Genomic DNA, 19535 nt, shown 5'->3' with positions numbered 1-19535 from the left:
GATGAGCTTGAGCTCGTGCAGGCACTCGAAGTACGCGATCTCCGGCTGGTAGCCGGCCTCCACCAGGGTCTCGAAGCCGGCCTTGACCAGCGCCGCGGTGCCGCCGCAGAGGACCGCCTGCTCGCCGGCACCCGGCGGCGCGGCCGCCGGCGCGGTGGCGTGGCCGTGTCGCCGACCACCTCGCGCGCGGGCACGGTCTGACGATCGACCGCCTGCGGGCCGTGGAGATGGTGCTCGCGGACGGCTCCGTCGTCCGGGCCGACGATTCGGAGAACTCGGACCTGTTCTGGGCTGTTCGGGGGGCGGGCGCGAACTTCGGGATCGTCACTGCCTTCGAGTTCGAGGCCGACGACGTGGGTGCGGTCGCTTTCGCCCGGCTCGCCCAGGACGCGAGCGACGACCCACCGGTCTTCCACGGTGAACCGGTCTCCCGCAGCGGTCTGCTCCGGCACGTGACGCCGCGGTTCGCCGCGGCGGCCGCTCGCGTGATCCGCAGCGGCGCGATCGGATGGTTCCAGCTCCGCTCGGTCGGCGGCGCAGTCGCCGATGTTCCCTCAGGGGCCACTGCCTACGCCCACCGCGACGCGAACTTCTCGCTCGTGGTGATGGGCGGTGCCGACAAGGTGGTCGACAGGGCCTGGGCCCAGCTGAGCCCCTTCCTCGATGGCCTCTACATCAGCTTCGATTCCAGCCTCCGGCCCGAGCGGATCGCCGAGGCCTGGCCCCACGGACCCTCTCGCGTCTGCGGGAGCTGAAGAGCGTCTACGACCCGGATGGCGTGTTCGGCGACAACTTCGCTCTCACACCCGCCGCGAACCACCCTGGAGGAAGCACCCCATGAGCGACTACGGCCACGACCTGTGGTTCGGCAGTTTCATCACCCCCACCGCCCGCCCGCCTCAGGCGCCGGTCGAGCTGGCCCTGACGTCCGAGCGGGCCGGCCTCGACCTGGTCAGCTTCCAGGACCACCCCTACCAGTCGGCGTTCCAGGACACCTGGACCCTGATGTCGTACGTCGCGGCGCGCACCGAACGGATCCGGATCAGCGGCAACGTGCTGAGTCTCCCGCTGCGTCCCCCGGCCGTGCTGGCCCGCGCCGCCGCGAGCCTGGACCGGCTCACCGGCGGGCGAGTCGAACTGGGTCTCGGCGCGGGCGCGTTCTGGGACGGCATCGTCGCGATGGGAGGCCGCCGACTCGAGCCGGCCCAGGCCGTGCGGGCGGTGGAGGAGGCCGTGGAGGTGATCCGGGGGCTGTGGGCCACCGACGAGACCGGCCCTCTCCGCGTCAAAGGGGAGTTCCACACCGTCACCGGCGCGAAGCGAGGTCCGGCGCCCGCCCACCGAATCCCGATCCGCATCGGTGCCTACAAGCCGCGCATGCTCCGGCTGACGGGCCGGATCGCCGACGGTTGGCTGCCCTCCCTGGGCTTCCTACCCGACGGCCCCGCATCGCTCCACGCGATGAACGAGCACATCGACGAGGCCGCCTCCGCCGCCGGCCGCGAGCCCGCAGCGGTCAGCCGCCTGCTCAACCTGAGCGGCCGATTCACGTCCGGCGCCGGCGGCGGGCTGTTCGAGGGGGCTCCCGGCGACTGGGCCGAACAGATCGCCGACCTCGCCCTGCGGTACGGCGTGTCCGGGTTCATCCTCGCCTCGGACGAGCCTGCCGACCTGAACCTCTTCGGTCACGAGGTCGCGCCACGCGCCCGCGAACTCGTCCAGTCCGAACGCGTGACGTGATGCGGTTGGCGCAGGGCTGGCACGGTGATGGACCCCCGGCAGCCGCAGCGGGGGCGGAGTTGTTCGGACGCCGCGAGGAGACCGCGGTTCTCGACGGGCTTCTCTCGCAGGCCCGCGGCGGGAGCGGCGGCGCGCTCGTGTTGTGGGGCGAGCCGGGTATCGGCAAGTCGGCTCTGCTTCGCTACGTGCGCGGCCAGGCCGCGGACTTCGTCCGGCTGAGCCACTCGGCGACCCGGCCCGAGTCGGACCTGGCTTTCGCTGGGCTGCACGGGCTGCTGCGGCCGCTGGCCGATCGTGTCGAGTTGCTGGCGACCGCCCAGGCCGCCGCTGTGCGTGCCGCGCTCGGGCTGAGCGGTGAGCCGACGGACCGCCTGGTGGTCGGGGCGGCTGTGCTGTCGCTGCTCTGCGGGCTCGCCGAGCGGCAGCCTGTGCTCGTCGTGGTGGACGACGGGCAGTGGCTCGACGAGGCCACCGCGCTGTGCCTGGGGTTCGTTGCTCGACGCGTGGGGGCACATCCCGTGGTGGTCGTGCTTGCCGATCACAGCGATCCGGCCGCCCGGCCCTGGGAAGGTGTGGCCGACGTGCGGGTCGACGGCCTGAGCGACGAGAGCGCGCGGCGGCTTCTGGCGACCATGGCGCCGCTCACCGACAAGGCGACGACGCGGAACATGGTCCGGGAGGCCGGGGGCAACCCCTTGGCACTGCACGAACTGGCCGCGCTCGGGGGTGAACTCGACGACGCCGAGCATCGCCGGAAGCGAGGACGGCCGCCCGTCGGGCCGCGCCTGCGGCGCGCTTTCCGTGCCGGGATCGAGGCCCTGAGCCCGCCGGCGCAGTTGCTGACCGTGCTCGCGGCAGCCGAGGAACACGGCGACCGGCTCACGGTGCGGCGTGCCGGCCGTGCGTCGGGTGCCGGCGACGCCGCCTGGGAAGAGGTGACCAACGCGGGCCTGCTCCACGTGGCGGGCAACCGCGTCGGTTTTCGGCACCCCGTCGTGAGCAGAGCCGTCTACGAGGGCTGCGGTGCCGCGACGAGGCGCCGGGCTCACCGCGCCTTGGCCGCCACGATGCCGGACGAGGCGGAGGAGCGCGCATGGCATCTCGCCGCCATGGCCCATGACCGCGACGAGAACGTCGCGAGGTTCCTCGAACGGACCGCGGCCCGTTCCCGGCTCCGCGGGGCCACGAAGGCGGCGGCACGGGCGTGGTGGCGGGCCGCCGAACTGTCGGCCGCACCGATCGACGCTTCACAACGCCTTGCCGAGGCGGCCAGGGCTTTCTGGGACGCGGGGTGGGCGGCCACGGCGGAGCGCCTGCTCGATGACGCGGAACGGCTGGCCCCCGGTGCTCACGTCGCTCGGCGGAGCCGGGGTCTGCGGGGGATCATCGAGTTCGCCAGCGGCATGCCCGAGATGGCGCACCACTTCCTGATCACCGACATGAAGCGCGTCTCGGAACCGGGAACGGCGCTGGAACTGGGCACGCTGGCCATGCGCGCCGCCTGGTCGGTCGGACGCGGCGACCTGCGGGACGAAGCGCTGGAGCTGCTGCTCGAAGGCGACGTCGAGGGCCGGACCGGATTACCCGGAACGCTGGCCTGGTGGAGCGACGACGTGTCTGCCGACGCGGCGCCGGCAGACACCCCTGACGCCGGCGATGCCGCCGCGCGGGCCCGTACGACCATCCTGCCGTTGCTGCCACCGACACCCCTCGCCCTGGCCTGGGGGATCGACAAGCCGATGGCGGATGCGCTGCGCCGCCGGTTACCGCACCTGCGGCGGCGCGGCGAGCGCGCTCGACTCGCCGTCGCCCTGGCCCAGACCGCGATGCTCGACAACGCTGCCGGCCGCTGGCCGCAATCAGAGTCCTCGGCCACGGAGGGACTGCGGCTGGCCCAGGACCTGGGCGCCGACCACATCGCCTCCCACTGCCGCACCAGCCTGGGCTGGCTCGCCGCCGCGCGTGGTGACGAGCGCGCCGTCGCGGAGGCCACCGCCAGGACTCTGGAGACGTCACTCCCCCAGGGCGTCCGCGCGCTGAGCGCCGCCGCGTACTGGAACCGCGGTATGGCGTCGCTGTTCCACGAGCGTCCCGAAGAAGCACTGGACATCCTGGTGCGCCTGACCGAGCCGGGCCATGGCGCGGAGCACCCGACCTTCGCGCTCCTGGCCGCTCTCGACACGGCCGAGGCCGCCGTGCGCGTCGGAAGGAACGATCTCGCGGACGAACGGGTACGGATGCTCGAAGCCTGGGTGCGGCGCACCGGAGCGCCATGGGCCCGCTGTGCCGCACATGTCACGCGCGCGCTCCTCGCAGGCCCGTGCGCCGAGGGTGCCTTCCGGGCCGCGCTCGACGTGCCGGGTGCCCGATCACACCCGCTGCTCTACGCGCGCGCTCAGTTGTCCTACGGCGAGTGGTTGCGACGGGGCCGCCGGCGGACCGATGCGCGCGTCCAGATCGGGGGCGCCATCGAGGCGTTCGACCGGCTCGGTGCCGAGCCGCTGCACAAACGCGCGCGGCGCGAGCAGGACCTCACCGGAGCGCCGGGACGCCGGGGTGGCTCGGACACCAGGGCGATGAACCGGCTCACCGCCCAGGAACAGCGAGTCGCCCAGCTGGCCGCCGAACAGCTGACGAATCGCGAGATCGGCGTACAGCTGCGGATCAGCCACCGCACCGTGGGCCACCACCTCGGGAACGTGTTCGCCAAGCTCGGCATCAACACGCGAACCGAGCTGAGCCGCATCCACGCCGGTTCCGAGCCGCCGTGAGCGGAGGAAGGCCGCGATGGGGCGGCCGACGTCACCTGAGCGGGCCGTACTCCCGGTCTCTCTGATCGGCAACGGTCTTCTGGGGCCGGCGCTCAGCGCTTGGCCGCTGCTGGCGCGGGTGCCGACTCAGCGGGACAGTTCCATCGTCTGACGCAGCAGTTCCAGGGCCTGGTCCACGCCTTGGTCGGCCAGGTGGACGAAGTCGACGAAGACGTGGTCGACGTCGGTCTCGTCTCCCGTACGGAGGATGATGTCCGCGATCTCCGGCACGGTCGACTCGGTGGTGGGGTTGATCCTCAGGATGGCGTCGATGCCGGCCGGGTCGCGGCCCTCGGCCTCGGCGATGCGGCGGACTTCCCGCAGCGGTTGGTTGATCACGGTGGCAGGGTCGAACGCGGAACCCCGAACGGGCACCGCGACGGGAAGTACGCCGTCCGCGCGGCGGGCCGCCCGGCGTTGGGAGGCCGGGGCGAAGCCGGACAGGTAGATCGGGGGCCGGGGGCGCTGGAGCGGCTTGGGCCCGATGTGGGCGGCGGGGAAGGCGTAGTGCCTGCCCTCGTGTCGCGCGACGGGCTCGGTGGTCCACACGGCTTCCAGCACGTCCAGACACTCGTCCAGCCGCGCGCCCCACTCCTGCCAGGGAACGCCCACGCCCTGGTACTCCTCGGGAGACCAGCCGGTTCCGAGGCCGGGAATGAGACGTCCCCCGCTCACCACGTCGACACCGGTCAGCGACCGGGCGAGTAGCAAGGGGGAGTACCAGGGTGCGATGAGTGTGGATGTGCCCAGCAGCACTCGTTCGGTGACGCTCGCGGCAACGCTCAGCGCCACGAACGGGTCGAGCATGGTGCGCAGCTGCCACGGAATCGTGTCCGTGCCCATGTAGCCCACGCTCGGATTCACGGCGGCCAGTACGCGGTCACCGACCCACAGGCTGTCGGCACCGAGTTCCTCGGCCTGTCGGGCGAAGCCGGCGAGCTTGTCGAGCTGGTCGGACATCGCGCCGTACTGAGGAAGCGAGAAACCGATGTGCATGCGAACTCCCAGGTATACATGGGTCATTTGCTCGCACCGTTCAGAACGGTGTCAGGTCAGGAAGACCGGAGGGTTCTCGCCCCGCAGGCGGTAGTCGGGTCGGGGCCGTTCGAGGCGGATCGATTCCAGCACGGTGTACGCGTGGTACTTGGTCTGGGTGGTGGCTCCCGCCAGCCGTTCCCACCAGAGCCGGCCGTCGCTCGTCTCCTTCTCGAGGACGTGGCGGGTGGTGTAGTTCGCCATGGAACTGATCCAGTTCTCGGTACCGACGAAGATCCTGTCCCAGCCGGTGCCGGTCACGATGTCGGCGAGCGCATCCGAGCGGCTGAACCGCTCGACCGCCGTGGTCGCCCCCTCGAGCACGTCGGCGAAGTACTCCACGCACAGCTTCACCTGCTCGTAGGTGCCGTAATGCATGTGGTGCCCACCGACGAAGTAGTCGAAGTCGTATGCGAGGATCTGGGACTGCGCCTCGTACCAGCCGGAGATGTTCTGCGAGGCGTCGCAGTGCATGAACGTGACGCTTCCCGGACTGACGATGTCCACGGCTGTGAGCACCTTCTGCTGGGGTGCGTAGACGAAGATGTTGCCGGGGCAGTGGTTCTCTCCCTTGTAGGAGAGCTGCAGGCTCACGCCGCCCACTTCGAGAACGAGTTCGTCGTCGAACGTCCTCGTCGGCAGGGGACGCTTCGGGTCGGGGAAGCGCTCCAGGAGTTCCTTGGTGATGCGGTGGGCGACGATCTCGACGTCGGGACCGAACACGGAGGCCGCGCCGATGTGATCGGCGTGCCAGTGGCTGTAGATGACGTGGGTCACCGGTTGGTCGGTGACGTCCTCGATCGCCGCCAGCATGTTCTCGCCCAGTGTCGGAGGCGCGTCGATCGCGACCACGCCCTCCTCGGTCACCACGAACGCGGCGTCGTAGCCGGCACTGGTGACCCAGTAGAAGCCGCCGCGCAGTTCTTCAACGTGGTAGCCGTACTTCTGGAAGTGCTCGCTTCGGAAATACGGGGGGTAGTACCCCTCGGGGTCCGACGGGTCGTCCGCCCCCGCGCGAGGGAATCCGTAGTGGTCGATCCCGTAGAAACTCGGGGTTTCTTCGACGCTGATGGGTATCTGACTGCTCTGGCACATCGACGGGACGCCTCTCTGTGTTCTTGGAAATCTGTCGAACGGGTGGTCTATCCCGGTGACGTGAATCGAAGGATCGCCTTGGTGACGCGGCCTGAGCCCGCATCCTCGAACGCGGTGTTGATGTCGGCGAAGTCGTAGAAGGACAGCAGTCTGTCGATGGGAAACCGGCCCGCTCGATAGAGCTGGGCAAGATCGTTGATCAGTAGCGACGAGATGGCGTCTCCCTGGATGATGCCCTGAAGCGACTGGCCGAGCGTGAGCCGGCCGGCGTCGAGCATGGCGCCCGCTCCTTCGTGGAACGCCACGAAGCCGAATCGGCCCAGCGGTGCCAGGGCGCCGACCCCGGCGTCGAGGTTCTCCGCGCGGCCGCTCGTGTCGAGGACGTACTCCGGACCGCGCTCGTCGACGGCGCGGAGCGCGCCGGTCAGATCCTCGACCTTCCCGGGGTTGACGAGGTGCGTCGCTCCGAGATCGCGGGCCAGTTCGAGGCGGTCGGCGTCGACGTCGACGGCGACGATGGTGGTAGCACCCGCGACATGTGCCGCCATGACCGCCGCCAGGCCCACCGCGCCCACGCCGAAGACCGCGAAGGACGCCCCCGCCGGAACAGCGAGGGCCTTGAGCACGGCCCCCGCGCCCGTCTGCAACCCGCACCCCAGCGGCGCCAGGACGTCGAGGGGCAGATCGCGGGGGACCTTGATCGTGTTCCGTTGGTGGGTCAGGGCGTGGGTGGAGAACGAGGACTGGCCGAAGAAGTGACCGTGCGGCTCGGTACCGTGGGCGACGTGGAGACCGTTCGAGCCGTCCAGACGGGCACCCGCGAAGTTGGCCGCCCAGACGTTGTCACAGTAGGCCGCGTGAGAGGACATGCACGGCTTGCAGCGGCCGCACGAGTGGTAGGAGAGGACGACGTGGTCACCGGGCTCGACGGTGGTGACAGCGGCCCCCACGCGTTCGACGACTCCTCCTCCCTCGTGCCCCAGCACCACCGGCAGCGGCGTCGCCATCCGCCGCGCCCGCACGTGAGCATCGGTCGCGCATATTCCGGTCGCGACCATGCGAACGAGTACCTCGTCGGGCCGCGGGTCCTCGATCTCGATGTCGCGGAATTCGAAGGGCCCGTCCCGCGCTTCGAGAACGGCGGCGCGCGCGGAGGTGGTCATACGTCGTGAGCCTGCCGCGAAGCGCCGCGAGCGCCATGGTGACAAGGGACTGAAATCATCAACGACTCCCTGATAGGGGTTGTGGGCCTCAGGAACCCTTCAGCGGGTCCGAACCTATGTCGGCTGCCGGTCATCGCGGATCGGTCGCCGTATCCGTCACGGCCCGGCTCTCGAAGGCGTCTCCGTCGGCTGTCCGTGCATCTCCGGCAGTGGTGCACGGTGCCGCGGGGTGTGGTGGCGTCACTGCCGGACGCCGGTCCGCGCGGCTTGTTCGACTCGGGCGACGAGTCGGCTGTTGTGGGCGGCGTGCTGAAATCCCGGGGTGTGGTGGGTGCCGTTCGTGATGTCGCGGGCCAGGCTGGCGTAGACCTCGCCGACGTTGAGGGAAGCGCCCGTCCAGATGTCGGCGGCGGTGGGGCCTGTGCCGGTGGCGACGAGGCTGTCGGGCGCGGTGAAGTCGACGCTCGACGAGAGGGTGAGGTCGCCGACCTGAACGCCTGCGGGGTGGTCGCCGGTCAACTTCAGCCAGCCCTCCGAACCGCGTACTTCCAGGCTGAAGTGGGCGTCGGGGGCGGGTACGCCCGCCAGGATCTGCACTCCGACCGGCGCCCCCGAGGAGGTCTTGGCGATGGCGTCGAGGTGATCCGGGACCTCGCGGACGGAGATCGCGCCGGTGTCCACCAACTTCACCTGTGGCCAGAGGAGTTCGGTGCGGGCGTCGATTTCGGTGATGTCGCCGAGAACGGCTTCGACGACATCCAGGACGTGGCCCGCGGCGATGGTGAGGAAGCCGGCTCCGGACGCTGCCTTGTCGAAGTACTCGTACGCGCTCACCGACTCCGGGCCGTTGCCGAAGGTCGTCGCGGCGACTCGTGCCGAGAGCAGCCGCCCGAGCCGGCCGTGAGCGATGATCTCCGCCGCACGGCGTACCGAGGGGTTGAGCCGGCCCTGCAGGCCGATCGCGGTGTGCAGTGAGCCGGCCGCGTCAGCCATCTCTTCCGTCTGCGCGACCGTCGCGCCCAGCGGCGACTCCGCATACACGGCCTTGTTCGCCGCGAGGGCCGCCAGGACGAGTTCGCGGTGAGCCGGGACCTTCACCGCGACGGTGACGAGGTCGATCGAAGGGTCACCGATGAGCTCGTAGGGGTCCGCGAACCAACGCTCGGCGCCGAACGCCTCGGCAGCGCCGCGCGCGCTCTCCTCGTGCCGCGTCGCCACACCGGCCAGGTGGAAGTCGGGCTGCGCCGCCAGCGCGGGTATGTGCGATGCTCCCGCCCAACTCGCCTTCGTGTCCGCGCCGATGATGCCGACACGAATGAGATTGCTTGACATGACGTGGTGTTCTCTTTCTTTCGCTGCGGCAAGACGGGGTTTGATTCGCCCGGTTCGCCGCTTGATGTCCGGGCTCGACGTGCTCACTCGGCGGATGACGTGGGGCGAATCAGCGGATTCGCGCTTCTCTCACTGGTCGATGGCGGCCATGTCGGGCTCGGCATGGCGTTCGCCGTACGCCGGTGTCAGGTTGTTCAGGCGGGTGATCTGGCCTGGGGTGAGTCGGATGCCGTCGGCGGCGCTGTTCTCCTCGAGGCGGTCGATACGTCTCGTCCCCGGAATGGGCGCGACGCCGTCTCCTTGCGCGAGCAGCCAGGCCAGCGCGACCTGCGCGGGCGTGGCCTCGACTTCGTCGGCGACCTCGCGTACCTGGTCGACGATGCGCAGGTTGCGGGTGAGGTTGTCGCCGGTGAACCGGGGATTGGTGCGACGCCAGTCGGCGGCGTCCAGGCCGTCCAGGGTGCGGATGTCACCGGCGAGAAAGCCGTGTCCCAGCGGTGAATAGGGAACCAGTCCGATGCCGAACTCGCGCAGCGTGGGCAGCACTTCGGCCTCGGGGTCTCGTGTCCACAGCGAGTACTCGCTCTGGACAGCGGCCACCGGATGGACCGCATGGGCCCGGCGGATGGTCCCCGCTGCCGCCTCCGACAGTCCGATGTGGAGGACCTTGCCCGCCTCCACCAGCCCACTCAGCGCTCCCACCGTCTCCTCGATGGGAGTGCCGGGGTCGACCCGGTGCTGGTAGTAGAGGTCGATGTGGTCGGTTCCGAGCCGGCGCAGTGAGCCGTCGACAGCCGTGCGAATGTTGGCGGGGGTGCTGTCCGGACCCGGCCGGCCGGTGTGGGAGACGAGGCCGAACTTGGTGGCGAGAACGACTTCGTCCCGGCGGCCCTTGATCGCGCGACCCACCAGTTCCTCGTTGACGTAGGGCCCGTACACCTCGGCGGTGTCCAGATGGGTGACACCGAGGTCGACGGCGCGACGAATGGTGCGGATCGACTCGGCTTCGTCCCGACCGGCGCCGGTGTAGTACGCCGACATCCCCATGACTCCCAGGCCGATGGGCGAGACATCGAGCCTGCCGAGCGACGTGGACCGCATCTGTTGTCCTTTCCTGGATCTGTCCGCCGGCCCTGCGTGTCCGCGTGGGGGCAGAGGCCTCAGCGCCGCGGAAGGGCGCGTAACGGCGCCGATGGCACATTGCGCCGCCATCGGTTACGCACCCGGTCGACAGCGGAGCGAACTTGACGCGTCAAGTTCTACCTCTTCGAACTTGACGCGTCAATAAGTGCGTCTAGGATGTCCTCATGGCGAGCACGGCAGATGACACGAACGGCCAGCGCCGCCCGCGTCCACGGAACGGGGCGACACCCGAGGCGACGGCGCTCGGCGAAGAAGGCTCCGGCTTGAGGAAGTCCACTGGTCCGACTGCCGAGACGCGATGGCTGAACAGCGACGAGCTGGCGGCGTGGCTGGCCAACTCCGCGATCATGATCAGCCTGCCGGCCGCGCTGGACGCGCGAATGCAGCGCGAGGCTCAGCTGACCTTCTTCGAGTACATGGTGCTCTCGGTCCTCTCCGAACAGCCGGCTCGCACCATGCAGATGAGCGCCCTGGCCGCGCGAACGGCGGCGTCGCTGTCGAGGCTGTCCCATGTCGTCGGTCGGCTTGAGAAGCGCGAACTGCTCGCACGGAACCGGATCCCTGGTTCCGGAAGGCGCACCGCCGCGACGCTGACCGAGGCCGGTTTCGAGGTGGTCGTGGCAGCGGCGCCGGGACACGTCGCCGCAGTCCGCGAGTACCTGATCGATGATCTCGAACCCCAAGATCTGGTGGCACTGCGCCGCATCGGTGCCGCAGTGGACGCGGCCATCAAGCGCGAGCAACCCGACGCGGGTTCTGCGGCTTCGCCTCCGCCCGAGGCGCCGACCATCAACAGCGGACCGAGGCGTACCGCGGACTGATGGAAGAGCGGCGCCACGCGGTCCGTCGGCACGTCCGCGGCGCGGGCCTCGGCGTTCAGGCTCCTGTGGGGGTCGTGATCATTCGGTCGGTGGAACACTCGTGTGGCGAGGCGTGAACTGAGCGATGACGAATGGGCGTTGGTGGAGCCGTTGCTTCCGACAGGCGCCCACGGCCCGTATCCCGGTCTCCTGGAGGGCGCGACGAACCACAGCACGCTCGAACCCTGTTCCCGCCGGACGGGGCCTAGCGGTCCCGGGTGCGGGGGCCGGCGTACTGCTGGGGGGTGACGGGCTCGGCCCACGTGGTTTCCGGGGTGCCGTCGCCGGTGGTCTCCCACAGGGCGATGTGCTCCATGAACCGGTCGGGGGCCGCGCCGTGCCAGTGTTCCTCGGCCGGCGGGCAGCTGACGGTGTCGCCGGGGTGGGCTTCGAGGACGGTGCCGTCGCGGGTGCCGACCAGGGCGGTCCCGGAGACGACGTGCAGGGTCTGGCCCACGGCGTGGGAGTGCCAGTTGGTGCGGGCGCCCGGGGAGAAGCGGACCAGGTTCGCTCGCATCCGGGACGGCTCCTGGCCGGCGACGATGACGTCCCACCAGACGTCGCCGGTGAACCAGTCGGCCGGCGCCTTGCTGGTGGGCTGCCGTGTGACGAACTCCATGAGAATGCCTTTCAGGTGCTTTCCGCGCGACGTACCCGGGGCCGCACAGCCACAGGACCGCCTGGGCGAACTCGTCCGCGGTGCCCAGGCGGTTGCCGGGCTGGTCGGCCTCGGCCTCGGCGCGGTCGAGCTCTCCCTTGGCGATCATGTCGCCGACCACGGGGGTGTCGATGGTGCCCGGGCAGACGGCGTTGATGCGGATGCCACGCGGCGCGTACTCCGGGGCGGCGCTGCCCGTCAGGCAGATCACGCCGTGCCTGGAGGCGCGGGAGGAGGCGCGGCCGGGATGCCGACGAGGCCGCCGAGGGAGGAGCAGTCGACGATCGCGCCGCTGTTCCGGGTGCGCGTGTGGCGCAGTTCGCGCTTCGTGCCGGCCCGGACCCCGCGCGCCGCCTGTCGCGGCGACGCGCGTCAGGGCTTGAGGAGGGTCTTGATCGCGCGGCGCTCGTCCATGGCCAGGTAGCCTTCGGCGACCTGGCCAAGGGGCAGGGTGAGGTCGAAGACCTCGCCGGGGTTGATCCGCCCCGACACGACCCGGTCGATGAGGTCGGGCAGGTAGCGGCGCACCGGGGCGGGGCCGCCGCGGAGGCCGACGTAGGAGAAGAACAGTTCCTGTCCGTCGACCGCGACGTCGTGGGGGACGCCGACGAAGCCGACGTTCCCGCCGGGACGCGCGGAGTGCAGGGCCTGCCGCATGGCCTCGGCGGTGCCCACGCACTCCAGCACCGCGTCGGCGCCGATCCCGTCGGTGAGGTCCCTGATCCGCCGGACGCCGTCGTCCCCACGCTCGGTGACGATGTCGGTGGCGCCGAACCGCAGGGCGAGGTTCTGGCGGGACTCGTGGCGGCTCATCGCGATGACGCGCTCCGCGCCCAGTTCCTTCGCCGCGATCACCGCGCACAGGCCCACCGCGCCGTCACCGACCACGACGACGGTCGAGCCCGGCCTGACCTCGGCGGCTTCGGCGGCCCACCAGCCGGTGCCCATCACGTCGGAGACGGCCAGCAGGCTCGGCCACAGTTCCTCGGCCGGGATCCCGTCGGTGGCGACCAGGGTGCCCTGGGCGTTGGGTATGCGGACGTAGTCGGCCTGGCAGGTGCTCATGAACTCGCGGTTCAGGCAGTTGGACGGGAAGCCGTTGCGGCAGTTGGCGCAGGTGTTGTCCGAGGTGGCGAACGAGCCGATCACGAACTGGCCCGGCCGGACGGCGGTGACCTCGCTGCCGACCTCCTCCACGAAGCCGACGTACTCGTGCCCCATGGGGTGTGCCTCGCCGACCGGCTCCAGGCCGCGGTAGGGCCACAGGTCGGAGCCGCAGACACAGGTGACGGCCGTCCGGATGATCGCGTCGGTGGGCCGGATGATCTTCGGGTCGTCGAGCGTCTCGATCCGGACGTCGCCGGGGGCGTGGATCACTGCTCCGCGCATGTGGGTGTTCCTTACGTGGCGGGGCGCGTGGCACCGGATGGGTGTACCGGCGGGCGCCCACTGCGGTTGCGGACCGGTTGCGGACCGGTCGCGGACGGCGAGCCGCCGGCCGCGAACCGGAGGTGGCCTCCTCGCCCGGCCGACGTCGTCGGGGACGGAGGAGAAGCGCCACGGCCCCCAGGTAACCCGCTCCCGGCGCCCCCGGCGAGTCATCGCTGGAGGGTGTACCGGCGGTACATCCCTACGGCGGCGCGCGGGACGTACCGTCGGGGGTGTGGGCAACCGTGAAGACGTCCGAGAGTTCCTCACCTCGCGGCGCGCGAAGATCACCCCGGAGCAGGCCGGGCTGCCGTCCGGCGCGAGGCGGCGCGTCCCCGGCCTGCGCAGGAGCGAGGTCGCCGCGCTCGCCGACATGAGTGTCGAGTACTACGCCAAGCTCGAACGCGGCAGCCTCGCCGGCGTCTCCCCCACCGTCCTCGAAGCCGTCGCCCGCGCCCTGCGGCTCGACGACGCCGAGCGCGCCCACCTCCTCCGGCTGGCGCAGGCCGCGGACGGCTCCGACGCCCTCGCCAGGACCCGCCACCGCAGCACCCGGCAGTGGACACCGCACCGCAGCCTGCGGTGGACCCTGGACGCCATCACCGCCGCGCCCGCCTTCGTCCGCAACGGCCGGATGGACCTGCTGGCGGCGAACCCGCTCGGGCACGCCTTCTACAGCGACGTCCACGCCTCCCCGGACAACCGGGCCAACCTCGCCCGCTTCCAGTTCCTCGACCCCGCCGCCCGCCGCTTCTACCCCGACTGGGACCGCGCCGCCGACATCACCGTCGCGATCCTGCGCACCGAGGCCGGCCGCGACCCCTACGACCGGGGTCTGCACGACCTCGTCGGCGAGGTGGCCACCCGCAGCGACGAGTTCCGCACCCGCTGGGGCGCCCACGACGTCCGCCACCACGGCACGGGCACCAAGCGCTTCCGCCACCGGATCGTCGGCGAACTCACCCTCGCCTACGAAGGCCTCGAACTGGCGGCGGAACCCGGCCTCACCCTCACCGTCTACACCGCGGAACCCGGCTCGTCCTCCGAGGAGGGACTGCGCCTGCTCGCCTCCTGGGCCGCCACCCGGTCCGGTCAGTAGCCGATCAGTCAGTAGCCGACCTGGAACGTCGCGTCCGCCCGGTCGGTGGCGGGTGAGCTCGCGCTCAGCGGGTCGGTGCGCAGCAGGTAGTCGGCGTGCCGCAGGTACCGGTCGGGGAAGTTGTGGGAGCGGAAGGAGGTCCAGGAGGCGTCGGCGAGCCCGGGGACGCGGTGGAAGGTGGCGTCGGCGGCGAAGACGGCGGTGCCGTCGTTCGGGTCCAGGCGGATCACGTGGTCGAAGTGGCGCAGGAAGCGGCCGGGGTAGTTCACCGACTCGAACGAGACCGCGCCGGCGTCCGCGAGGCCGGCGACGAGCCGCCACTGGGAGTCCTGGTAGGGGTCGAAGGGATAGGGGTCGACGCGCCCCGCCAGGTCGCGGTGCCTGATCAGGTGGTCGGGCAGGTTGTGGGACCTGATGCGGCGCCATGCGGGCGTGCCCCAGCGGGCGACCAGGTTGTCGTGTTCGGCGAGGGTGAGGGGGCAGATCGTGGCGTGCTTCGCGTTGAGCGGCTGGGTGTAGTCGAACTTGCCGACGGGCGTCCAGCCGTCCCTGGTGATGTCGTCGCTGGCCCAGACGTACAGCTCGCCGTTGACCGGGCTGAAGGAGTCGCCCCAGAGGTACCAGCGGTCGCGGGTGTTGTCCTTGTGGACGATGGGGGCCTCGATGGCGCCGCTGATCACGCCGGCGGTGTAGGTGCCGCTGTCGAAGCTGCGGGGCTGGAGGGTCGCCGAACGGGCGCCGTACAGGCGGCCGTTGGCGAGGTTCTTGTAGTAGAGGTAGTTGCCGTTCGGGGTGGTGTGCATGGTGGCGTCGAGCACGCCGAAGCCCGGGTAGAAGAACTCCTGGGCGGCGCTCACGGTGCGGAAGTCGCTGGTGTAGTTCACCCAGAACGAGTCGCGGCCGTCGATGTTGGCCGAGTAGAGGATGCCGTACTGGCCTCGGGAACCGTCCCAGAACGCCTCCGGGGCCCAGGTGTGGGCGGTCCTGTCGTGCAGTCGCAGCCGCCGGTAGCCGGTGAAGGAGCGCAGGTCGACCGAGTCCCAGGCGTGGATGTACTGGTTGTTCTGGCCGAAGTCGGTGCCGTTCAGGTCGGTGGCGAGGACGATGAAGGTGCCGTCCTGCCTGCGCATGATGAAGGGGTCGCGCAGCCCGCCGGTGCCGGCGGTGGGGATGGCCACGGGCTGGTTCTGGTTCAGCGGGACCCAGTTGAGGCCGTCCCGGCTGGCGGCCAGGTGCAGGGCGTACCGGGCGCCCACCATGGTGGGCGATTCGGTGAAGTAGCCCATCACGTACCCGTCGTAGGTCGCGGCGGCGGCCGTTCTCGCGGTCAGTGCCGGGAATCCGACGGTGGCCAGGGCCAGGGTCGCGGCTCCCTGGGTGAGTAAGGTGCGTCGACTCCGCATGAGCGTCCACTTTCTCGAGGGGATGGACACGAACCGGTACCGGGTTGCCCGGTGACGGCCGGGCAGGGGGCCACGAGGGCCGTTGCGGGGCGTGCGAGGGCACGGCGGTGGGGTGGCGGGGATCCGTACCGACGCATGGGGCAACGTCCGGGATATCGGACGGCGTTCATCGATTCGAACGGAGCGTAGGGGTGGGTCCTGCGGGTGTCAACGTGCCCGACCCCCTGTGCGCACGGACTCCCGGCGGGGCGGCGGCCGGCGCTCTAGGATCTGCGCCGTGATCGCCGGCCGGGAGGCCGGTCGCGAGGGAGAGGACGGGGGATCCTGCGTGCGGGATGTGGTGCGGGATGTCGTGCGGGAGTCGGCGTCGGCCGGCCGGCTGGTGGTGTGGGAGGAGTCCGCGCGGGACGGCGCACAGGCCAAGACCCTGATGCCGGGCGGGTTCCGGGTGCGGCTGGCGCGGGAGCACGGCGCGGTCTTCGGCGCGGACGGGCCACGTCACGTGGTGTTCGCGGCCGGCTTCCCCGCCGTGTGCGCCGAGGAGTTCGAGGCGGTGCGGCAGGTCGCTGTGGAGGCGGAGGGACACGTCAGCGTCGCGGCCGTGTGCCGCGGCACCAGGGCCGACGTCCGGCAGGCCGTCACGTCGGTGCGCGGCAGCGCGCACGCCCGGGTGATGGTGGTGGTGCCGGCTTCCGACGCGATGGCGGGCGTGATGGTCCACCAGGACGCCCGCGCCGCGCTCGCGCACGGCACCGAGCTGGTCAAGGCCGCCCGCGACCTGGACGACGGGGTCGCCGTCGACGTCTGCCTGGCCGACGCCTCCCGGGCCCACCACCCGCTGATGGCCGACGCCGCCGAGGAGTTGACCGCCGCCGGCGCCGGCACGGTGATCCTGGCCGACACCGTCGGCCGGCAACTTCCCATCGAGGCCGCCGAGATGTTCGCCCGCGTCGGCGCCGCCGCGCCGAACACCGTGCTCGGCTCGCACCTGCACAACGACCTCGGCCTCGGACTGGCCAACACCCTCCAGGCCCTCCGGGCCGGAGTGCGGGTGATCTCCAGCTCGTGGCTCGGCCTCGCGGAGCGCTCCGGCATGGTCGCCACCGAGCAGGTGCTGTTCCTGCTGGCCCACCACCCGGAGCGCGCCGCCACCCTGCTCGGCGCCTCCCCCGGGGCGGACCTGTGGTGGCGGGCGCCCGACCTGACCAGGCTGCCCACCATCGCCGCCCTGGTCTCCGAGCAGACCGGCGTGCCGTTGACGGTGACCACCCCGATCGTGGGCACCGGCGTCGGCACCCTCTCCACCGGCACCCCCTTCGTCGCCCCCGACCTCTTCCAGCCCTACGACCCGAAGACCCTCCTGGGCGTCGAACCGACCGTCGTGCTCACCCAGTTGGCCAGCGGTCGCGTCGTCACCGCCGTCGCCGCCCGGCTCGGCCACCGCCTCGACGCCGCCCAGGCCAGGGCCGCCACGGCCTGGATCAAGACCCGGGCCTTCACCGCCGGCCGCGCCACCGTCGACGAGGACGCCTTCGCCGCCTACCTCGACGGCCTCACCCGGCACCGTGCCGAGGGAACCCCGTGAACCGGGCCACCAGCGACACCGCCGCCGTCCGCCGCGCCCTCGCCGGGGGCCTGGCCGTCGTGCTGCCCAACCCCGCGCCGCTCACCTGCGTCGTCGCCGGCACCCGGCCCGCCGCCGTCAACACCGCCAAGGAACGGCCCGCCGACCAGGCCGTGGCCCTGTGGGCCCACCACCCCGCCACCCTCGACCGGCTGACCGACCACCTCGAACTCGGCCCCGACGCACACCGGTTCGCCCGCCGGCTGCTCGCCGAGGAGCTCGTCACCCTCCTCGTGCCGCTGCGCCGCCCCCGCGACGTGCCCGACTGGCTCTCCCCCGCCGCCAGGGACGGCTGGACCCTCCTGTTCGGTGTCCGCTGGCAGCCCCTGGCCCCGCTCCTGGCGGACTTCCCGCTGCTCTACGTCAGCAGCGCCAACCGCACCGGCTCCCCGCCCGCGGCCACACCCGCCGACGCCACGGCCGTCTTCGGCCCCCGCGTCCCCGTCCTGGCCGATCCCGCGCCCGCGCCCGCGCCCGCCACGGCCGGGCCCCTTCGGCGCGCCACCACCACCGTCCGGCTGCACCCCGACGCCCGCACCACGCTCCACCGCCACGGCGCCCAGGACCACCCCCACCCGGGCGCCGACCACTACCTCGACCACCTGCACCGCGCCTACCGCACCCCGCCCACCGGGGAGCCGGCGAGCGTTTAGGATGCCGTGGTCGCCGGCCGAGGGGCCGGCCGGGAGTGGAGCGGTGTGACCCAGCGGGGTTCGGGACGTCCCCCGAGCATGGTGGACGTGGCCAGGGAAGCGGGCGTGGCGCACGTCACCGTCAGTCGCGTGCTCAACAACCACCCGTCGGTGCGCCCCCAGACGAGGGAGCGGGTGCTCGCCGCCATAGAGCGGCTCGGCTACCGCAGGAACGACGTGGCGCGGTCGTTGAAGAGCGGGCGGTCGATGACCATCGGCGTGGTGGTCGCCGGGTCCGAGCTCTTCGAGCTCCCCCGCATCCTGCTCGGCGTCGAGGAGGCGGCCCAGCGCGCCGGCTACTGGGTGAACATGAGCAGTTGGCAGGGCGGCGACGCGGACCGGCTCACCGAGACGGTGGACCGGCTGGCGAGCCAGGCCGCCGAGGGGGTCGCCGTCATCGCCGACCGCCCGGTGGGCGTGGAGGCCCTGGAGCGTCTCGTCACGCGGGTGCCGATGTCGGTGGTCATGTCCGGCGACCTGGCCAACCCGGCCATCGGCTCGGTCGAACTCGACCAGGAGCTCGGCGCCCGGCTCGCCACCCGCCATCTGCTGGAGCTCGGCCATCGCGACATCGCGCATCTGACCGGCCGGCTCGGCACCTTCGACGCCCGCGCGCGGGTCGACGGCTGGCGTGCGGAGATGCGGGAGGCCGGCGTCTCGTCGCCCGAACTGTTGGAAGGGGACTTCTCGGCCGACAGCGGCTACCGCCTCGGCCTCGAACTGGCCCGCCGCGAACGGCGGCCGACGGCCCTGTTCGCGGGGAACGACCAGATGGCGATGGGGGTGCTCGCGGCGTTCGCGGAGGCCGGCGTCTCCGTGCCGGGGGACGTCTCGCTCGTCGGCTTCGACGACATGCGGGGTTCCGCGTACCTCGTGCCGTCGCTGACGACGGTGCGGCAGGACTTCGTGACGCTGGGCCGCACCTGCATCGAGGTGCTGCTCGGCGTGATGGGCGGGGAGCGGCCCCGCCACCACCTCATCGCGCCGTCCCTGGTCGCGAGGCGGAGTTCGGCCCCACCGGCCGGTCGTGCCGCCGGTCGAGGGCACTGATCAGGACCCTCGCCGGGCGGGACGGACGAGTCGGACGCCCCGCACCACCACGTCGACGAGCAGGACGAAGGTCCACACACGGCCCGCGCCGTAGAGGAAGCCCTCCGCTCCGGCCAGGTCGCGCGGGGCGGAGCCGTTCAGCAGCGTCAGCGCGGCGTCGCCCGCCGTAAGGTCCGCGATCCAGCACAGGTCGGCGACGGCCAGGGCGGCCTGGGCCACGGTGAAGAGCAGGGCGTGGCCGCCGAGTTCGACGAGGTGTCGGCGCGGCGACTCGGGGGACGCCGGGGCCTCGGCCGGAGCCGCGAGGGCGCCGACGATCATCAGGGTGAAGGCGGCGCCGCCGTGCTGGATGACGAAGTCGCCGCGCTCGACGCGGTGCGGGCCGATCAGCCCGGCGGCCAGC

The 19535-nt window shown here is 71.6% G+C and carries 16 protein-coding genes and 3 pseudogenes; 8 read left to right on the top strand and 11 right to left on the bottom strand.

The genetic code is table 11. The annotated features are described in order from the left end of the window. Positions 1-126: pseudogene (locus E1283_RS11020) on the bottom strand (ketol-acid reductoisomerase); the annotation flags it as partial. Positions 127-221: 95 nt separating this feature from the next. Here E1283_RS11020 and E1283_RS38665 point away from each other — a divergent pair. From E1283_RS38665 to E1283_RS11005, 3 genes are all read left to right on the top strand, one after another. Further along, complete coding sequence (locus E1283_RS38665) at positions 222-755, top strand: hypothetical protein (protein ID WP_243744755.1); 534 nt, start codon at positions 222-224, stop codon at positions 753-755. A gap of 82 nt (positions 756-837) precedes the next feature. Then, complete coding sequence (locus tag E1283_RS11010; RefSeq protein WP_132817777.1) at positions 838-1740, top strand: LLM class flavin-dependent oxidoreductase; 903 nt, start codon at positions 838-840, stop codon at positions 1738-1740. A gap of 59 nt (positions 1741-1799) precedes the next feature. Next, positions 1800-4511: an AAA family ATPase gene (locus E1283_RS11005; protein ID WP_243744754.1), complete on the top strand. Its 2712-nt coding sequence runs from the start codon at positions 1800-1802 to the stop codon at positions 4509-4511. Between the two features lie 126 nt (positions 4512-4637). Here E1283_RS11005 and E1283_RS10995 read toward each other — a convergent pair whose 3' ends face one another. The 5 genes from E1283_RS10995 to E1283_RS10975 form a co-directional block, all read right to left on the bottom strand. Next, positions 4638-5546, bottom strand: coding sequence for a TIGR03619 family F420-dependent LLM class oxidoreductase (locus E1283_RS10995; RefSeq protein ID WP_132817775.1), 909 nt, complete (start codon positions 5544-5546; stop codon positions 4638-4640). A gap of 51 nt (positions 5547-5597) precedes the next feature. Next, positions 5598-6680, bottom strand: coding sequence for an MBL fold metallo-hydrolase (locus tag E1283_RS10990; protein ID WP_132817774.1), 1083 nt, complete (start codon positions 6678-6680; stop codon positions 5598-5600). 47 nt (positions 6681-6727) lie between these two features. Further along, positions 6728-7843 carry an NAD(P)-dependent alcohol dehydrogenase gene (locus tag E1283_RS10985; RefSeq protein WP_132817773.1) on the bottom strand — a complete coding sequence of 372 codons (1116 nt, stop codon included), beginning with the start codon at positions 7841-7843 and terminating at the stop codon, positions 6728-6730. Between the two features lie 240 nt (positions 7844-8083). Then, a complete protein-coding gene (locus E1283_RS10980) occupies positions 8084-9262 on the bottom strand; it encodes a Gfo/Idh/MocA family protein (protein ID WP_243744753.1) in 1179 nt (392 codons plus the stop codon). Between the two features lie 42 nt (positions 9263-9304). Next, positions 9305-10276 (bottom strand): aldo/keto reductase, encoded by a 972-nt coding sequence (locus tag E1283_RS10975; protein WP_132817771.1) that lies wholly within the window; start codon positions 10274-10276, stop codon positions 9305-9307. Positions 10277-10482: 206 nt separating this feature from the next. Between E1283_RS10975 and E1283_RS10970 the strand changes: the two genes are divergently transcribed. After that, complete coding sequence (locus E1283_RS10970) at positions 10483-11139, top strand: MarR family winged helix-turn-helix transcriptional regulator (protein ID WP_132817770.1); 657 nt, start codon at positions 10483-10485, stop codon at positions 11137-11139. A 244-nt stretch (positions 11140-11383) separates the two neighbouring features. Here the strand turns inward: E1283_RS10970 and E1283_RS10965 are convergent, their stop codons facing one another. The 3 genes and pseudogenes from E1283_RS10965 to E1283_RS10955 all read right to left on the bottom strand — a co-directional run bounded on the left by E1283_RS10965 (position 11384) and on the right by E1283_RS10955 (position 13225). Continuing rightward, positions 11384-11797 (bottom strand): (R)-mandelonitrile lyase, encoded by a 414-nt coding sequence (locus tag E1283_RS10965; protein WP_132817769.1) that lies wholly within the window; start codon positions 11795-11797, stop codon positions 11384-11386. A 34-nt stretch (positions 11798-11831) separates the two neighbouring features. After that, positions 11832-12184 (bottom strand): annotated as a pseudogene (locus tag E1283_RS10960) (SDR family NAD(P)-dependent oxidoreductase); the annotation flags it as partial. A 24-nt stretch (positions 12185-12208) separates the two neighbouring features. Then, positions 12209-13225, bottom strand: coding sequence for a zinc-dependent alcohol dehydrogenase family protein (locus tag E1283_RS10955; protein ID WP_132817768.1), 1017 nt, complete (start codon positions 13223-13225; stop codon positions 12209-12211). Positions 13226-13499: 274 nt separating this feature from the next. Between E1283_RS10955 and E1283_RS10950 the strand changes: the two genes are divergently transcribed. Continuing rightward, positions 13500-14363 carry a helix-turn-helix transcriptional regulator gene (locus tag E1283_RS10950; protein ID WP_132817767.1) on the top strand — a complete coding sequence of 288 codons (864 nt, stop codon included), beginning with the start codon at positions 13500-13502 and terminating at the stop codon, positions 14361-14363. Positions 14364-14371: 8 nt separating this feature from the next. Here E1283_RS10950 and E1283_RS10945 read toward each other — a convergent pair whose 3' ends face one another. Next, a complete protein-coding gene (locus tag E1283_RS10945) occupies positions 14372-15766 on the bottom strand; it encodes a glycoside hydrolase family 43 protein (RefSeq protein ID WP_132817766.1) in 1395 nt (464 codons plus the stop codon). A gap of 277 nt (positions 15767-16043) precedes the next feature. Between E1283_RS10945 and E1283_RS10940 the strand changes: the two genes are divergently transcribed. From E1283_RS10940 to E1283_RS10930, 3 genes are all read left to right on the top strand, one after another. Next, entirely contained in the window at positions 16044-17351 is a 1308-nt protein-coding gene (locus E1283_RS10940) for a 2-isopropylmalate synthase (protein WP_243744752.1), read from the top strand. Beyond that, positions 17348-18043, top strand: coding sequence for a Sua5/YciO/YrdC/YwlC family protein (locus E1283_RS10935; RefSeq protein WP_132817765.1), 696 nt, complete (start codon positions 17348-17350; stop codon positions 18041-18043). Before E1283_RS10940 ends, E1283_RS10935 begins: the two co-directional genes overlap by 4 nt. Positions 18044-18121: 78 nt before the next feature. After that, positions 18122-19132: a LacI family DNA-binding transcriptional regulator gene (locus tag E1283_RS10930; RefSeq protein ID WP_132817778.1), complete on the top strand. Its 1011-nt coding sequence runs from the start codon at positions 18122-18124 to the stop codon at positions 19130-19132. Here E1283_RS10930 and E1283_RS37195 read toward each other — a convergent pair. Continuing rightward, positions 19133-19535, bottom strand: a pseudogene (locus E1283_RS37195) (hypothetical protein); the annotation flags it as partial.

The organism is Streptomyces hainanensis (assembly GCF_004348415.1).
GTDB lineage: Bacteria > Actinomycetota > Actinomycetes > Streptomycetales > Streptomycetaceae > Streptomyces > Streptomyces hainanensis.
The sequence above is the reverse complement of the archived record's forward strand: the minus strand, read 5'-3'. Positions and strand labels throughout refer to the sequence as shown.

Coding starts and splice junctions, on each gene's coding strand:
- E1283_RS10945 (WP_132817766.1), bottom strand. CDS start 15,766: ATGCGGAGTCGACGCACCTTACTCACCCAGGGAGCCGCGACCCTGGCC.
- E1283_RS10955 (WP_132817768.1), bottom strand. CDS start 13,225: ATGCGCGGAGCAGTGATCCACGCCCCCGGCGACGTCCGGATCGAGACG.
- E1283_RS10970 (WP_132817770.1), top strand. CDS start 10,483: ATGGCGAGCACGGCAGATGACACGAACGGCCAGCGCCGCCCGCGTCCA.
- E1283_RS10995 (WP_132817775.1), bottom strand. CDS start 5,546: ATGCACATCGGTTTCTCGCTTCCTCAGTACGGCGCGATGTCCGACCAG.
- E1283_RS10930 (WP_132817778.1), top strand. CDS start 18,122: ATGGTGGACGTGGCCAGGGAAGCGGGCGTGGCGCACGTCACCGTCAGT.
- E1283_RS10975 (WP_132817771.1), bottom strand. CDS start 10,276: ATGCGGTCCACGTCGCTCGGCAGGCTCGATGTCTCGCCCATCGGCCTG.
- E1283_RS10965 (WP_132817769.1), bottom strand. CDS start 11,797: ATGGAGTTCGTCACACGGCAGCCCACCAGCAAGGCGCCGGCCGACTGG.
- E1283_RS11010 (WP_132817777.1), top strand. CDS start 838: ATGAGCGACTACGGCCACGACCTGTGGTTCGGCAGTTTCATCACCCCC.
- E1283_RS10985 (WP_132817773.1), bottom strand. CDS start 7,843: ATGACCACCTCCGCGCGCGCCGCCGTTCTCGAAGCGCGGGACGGGCCC.
- E1283_RS10990 (WP_132817774.1), bottom strand. CDS start 6,680: ATGTGCCAGAGCAGTCAGATACCCATCAGCGTCGAAGAAACCCCGAGT.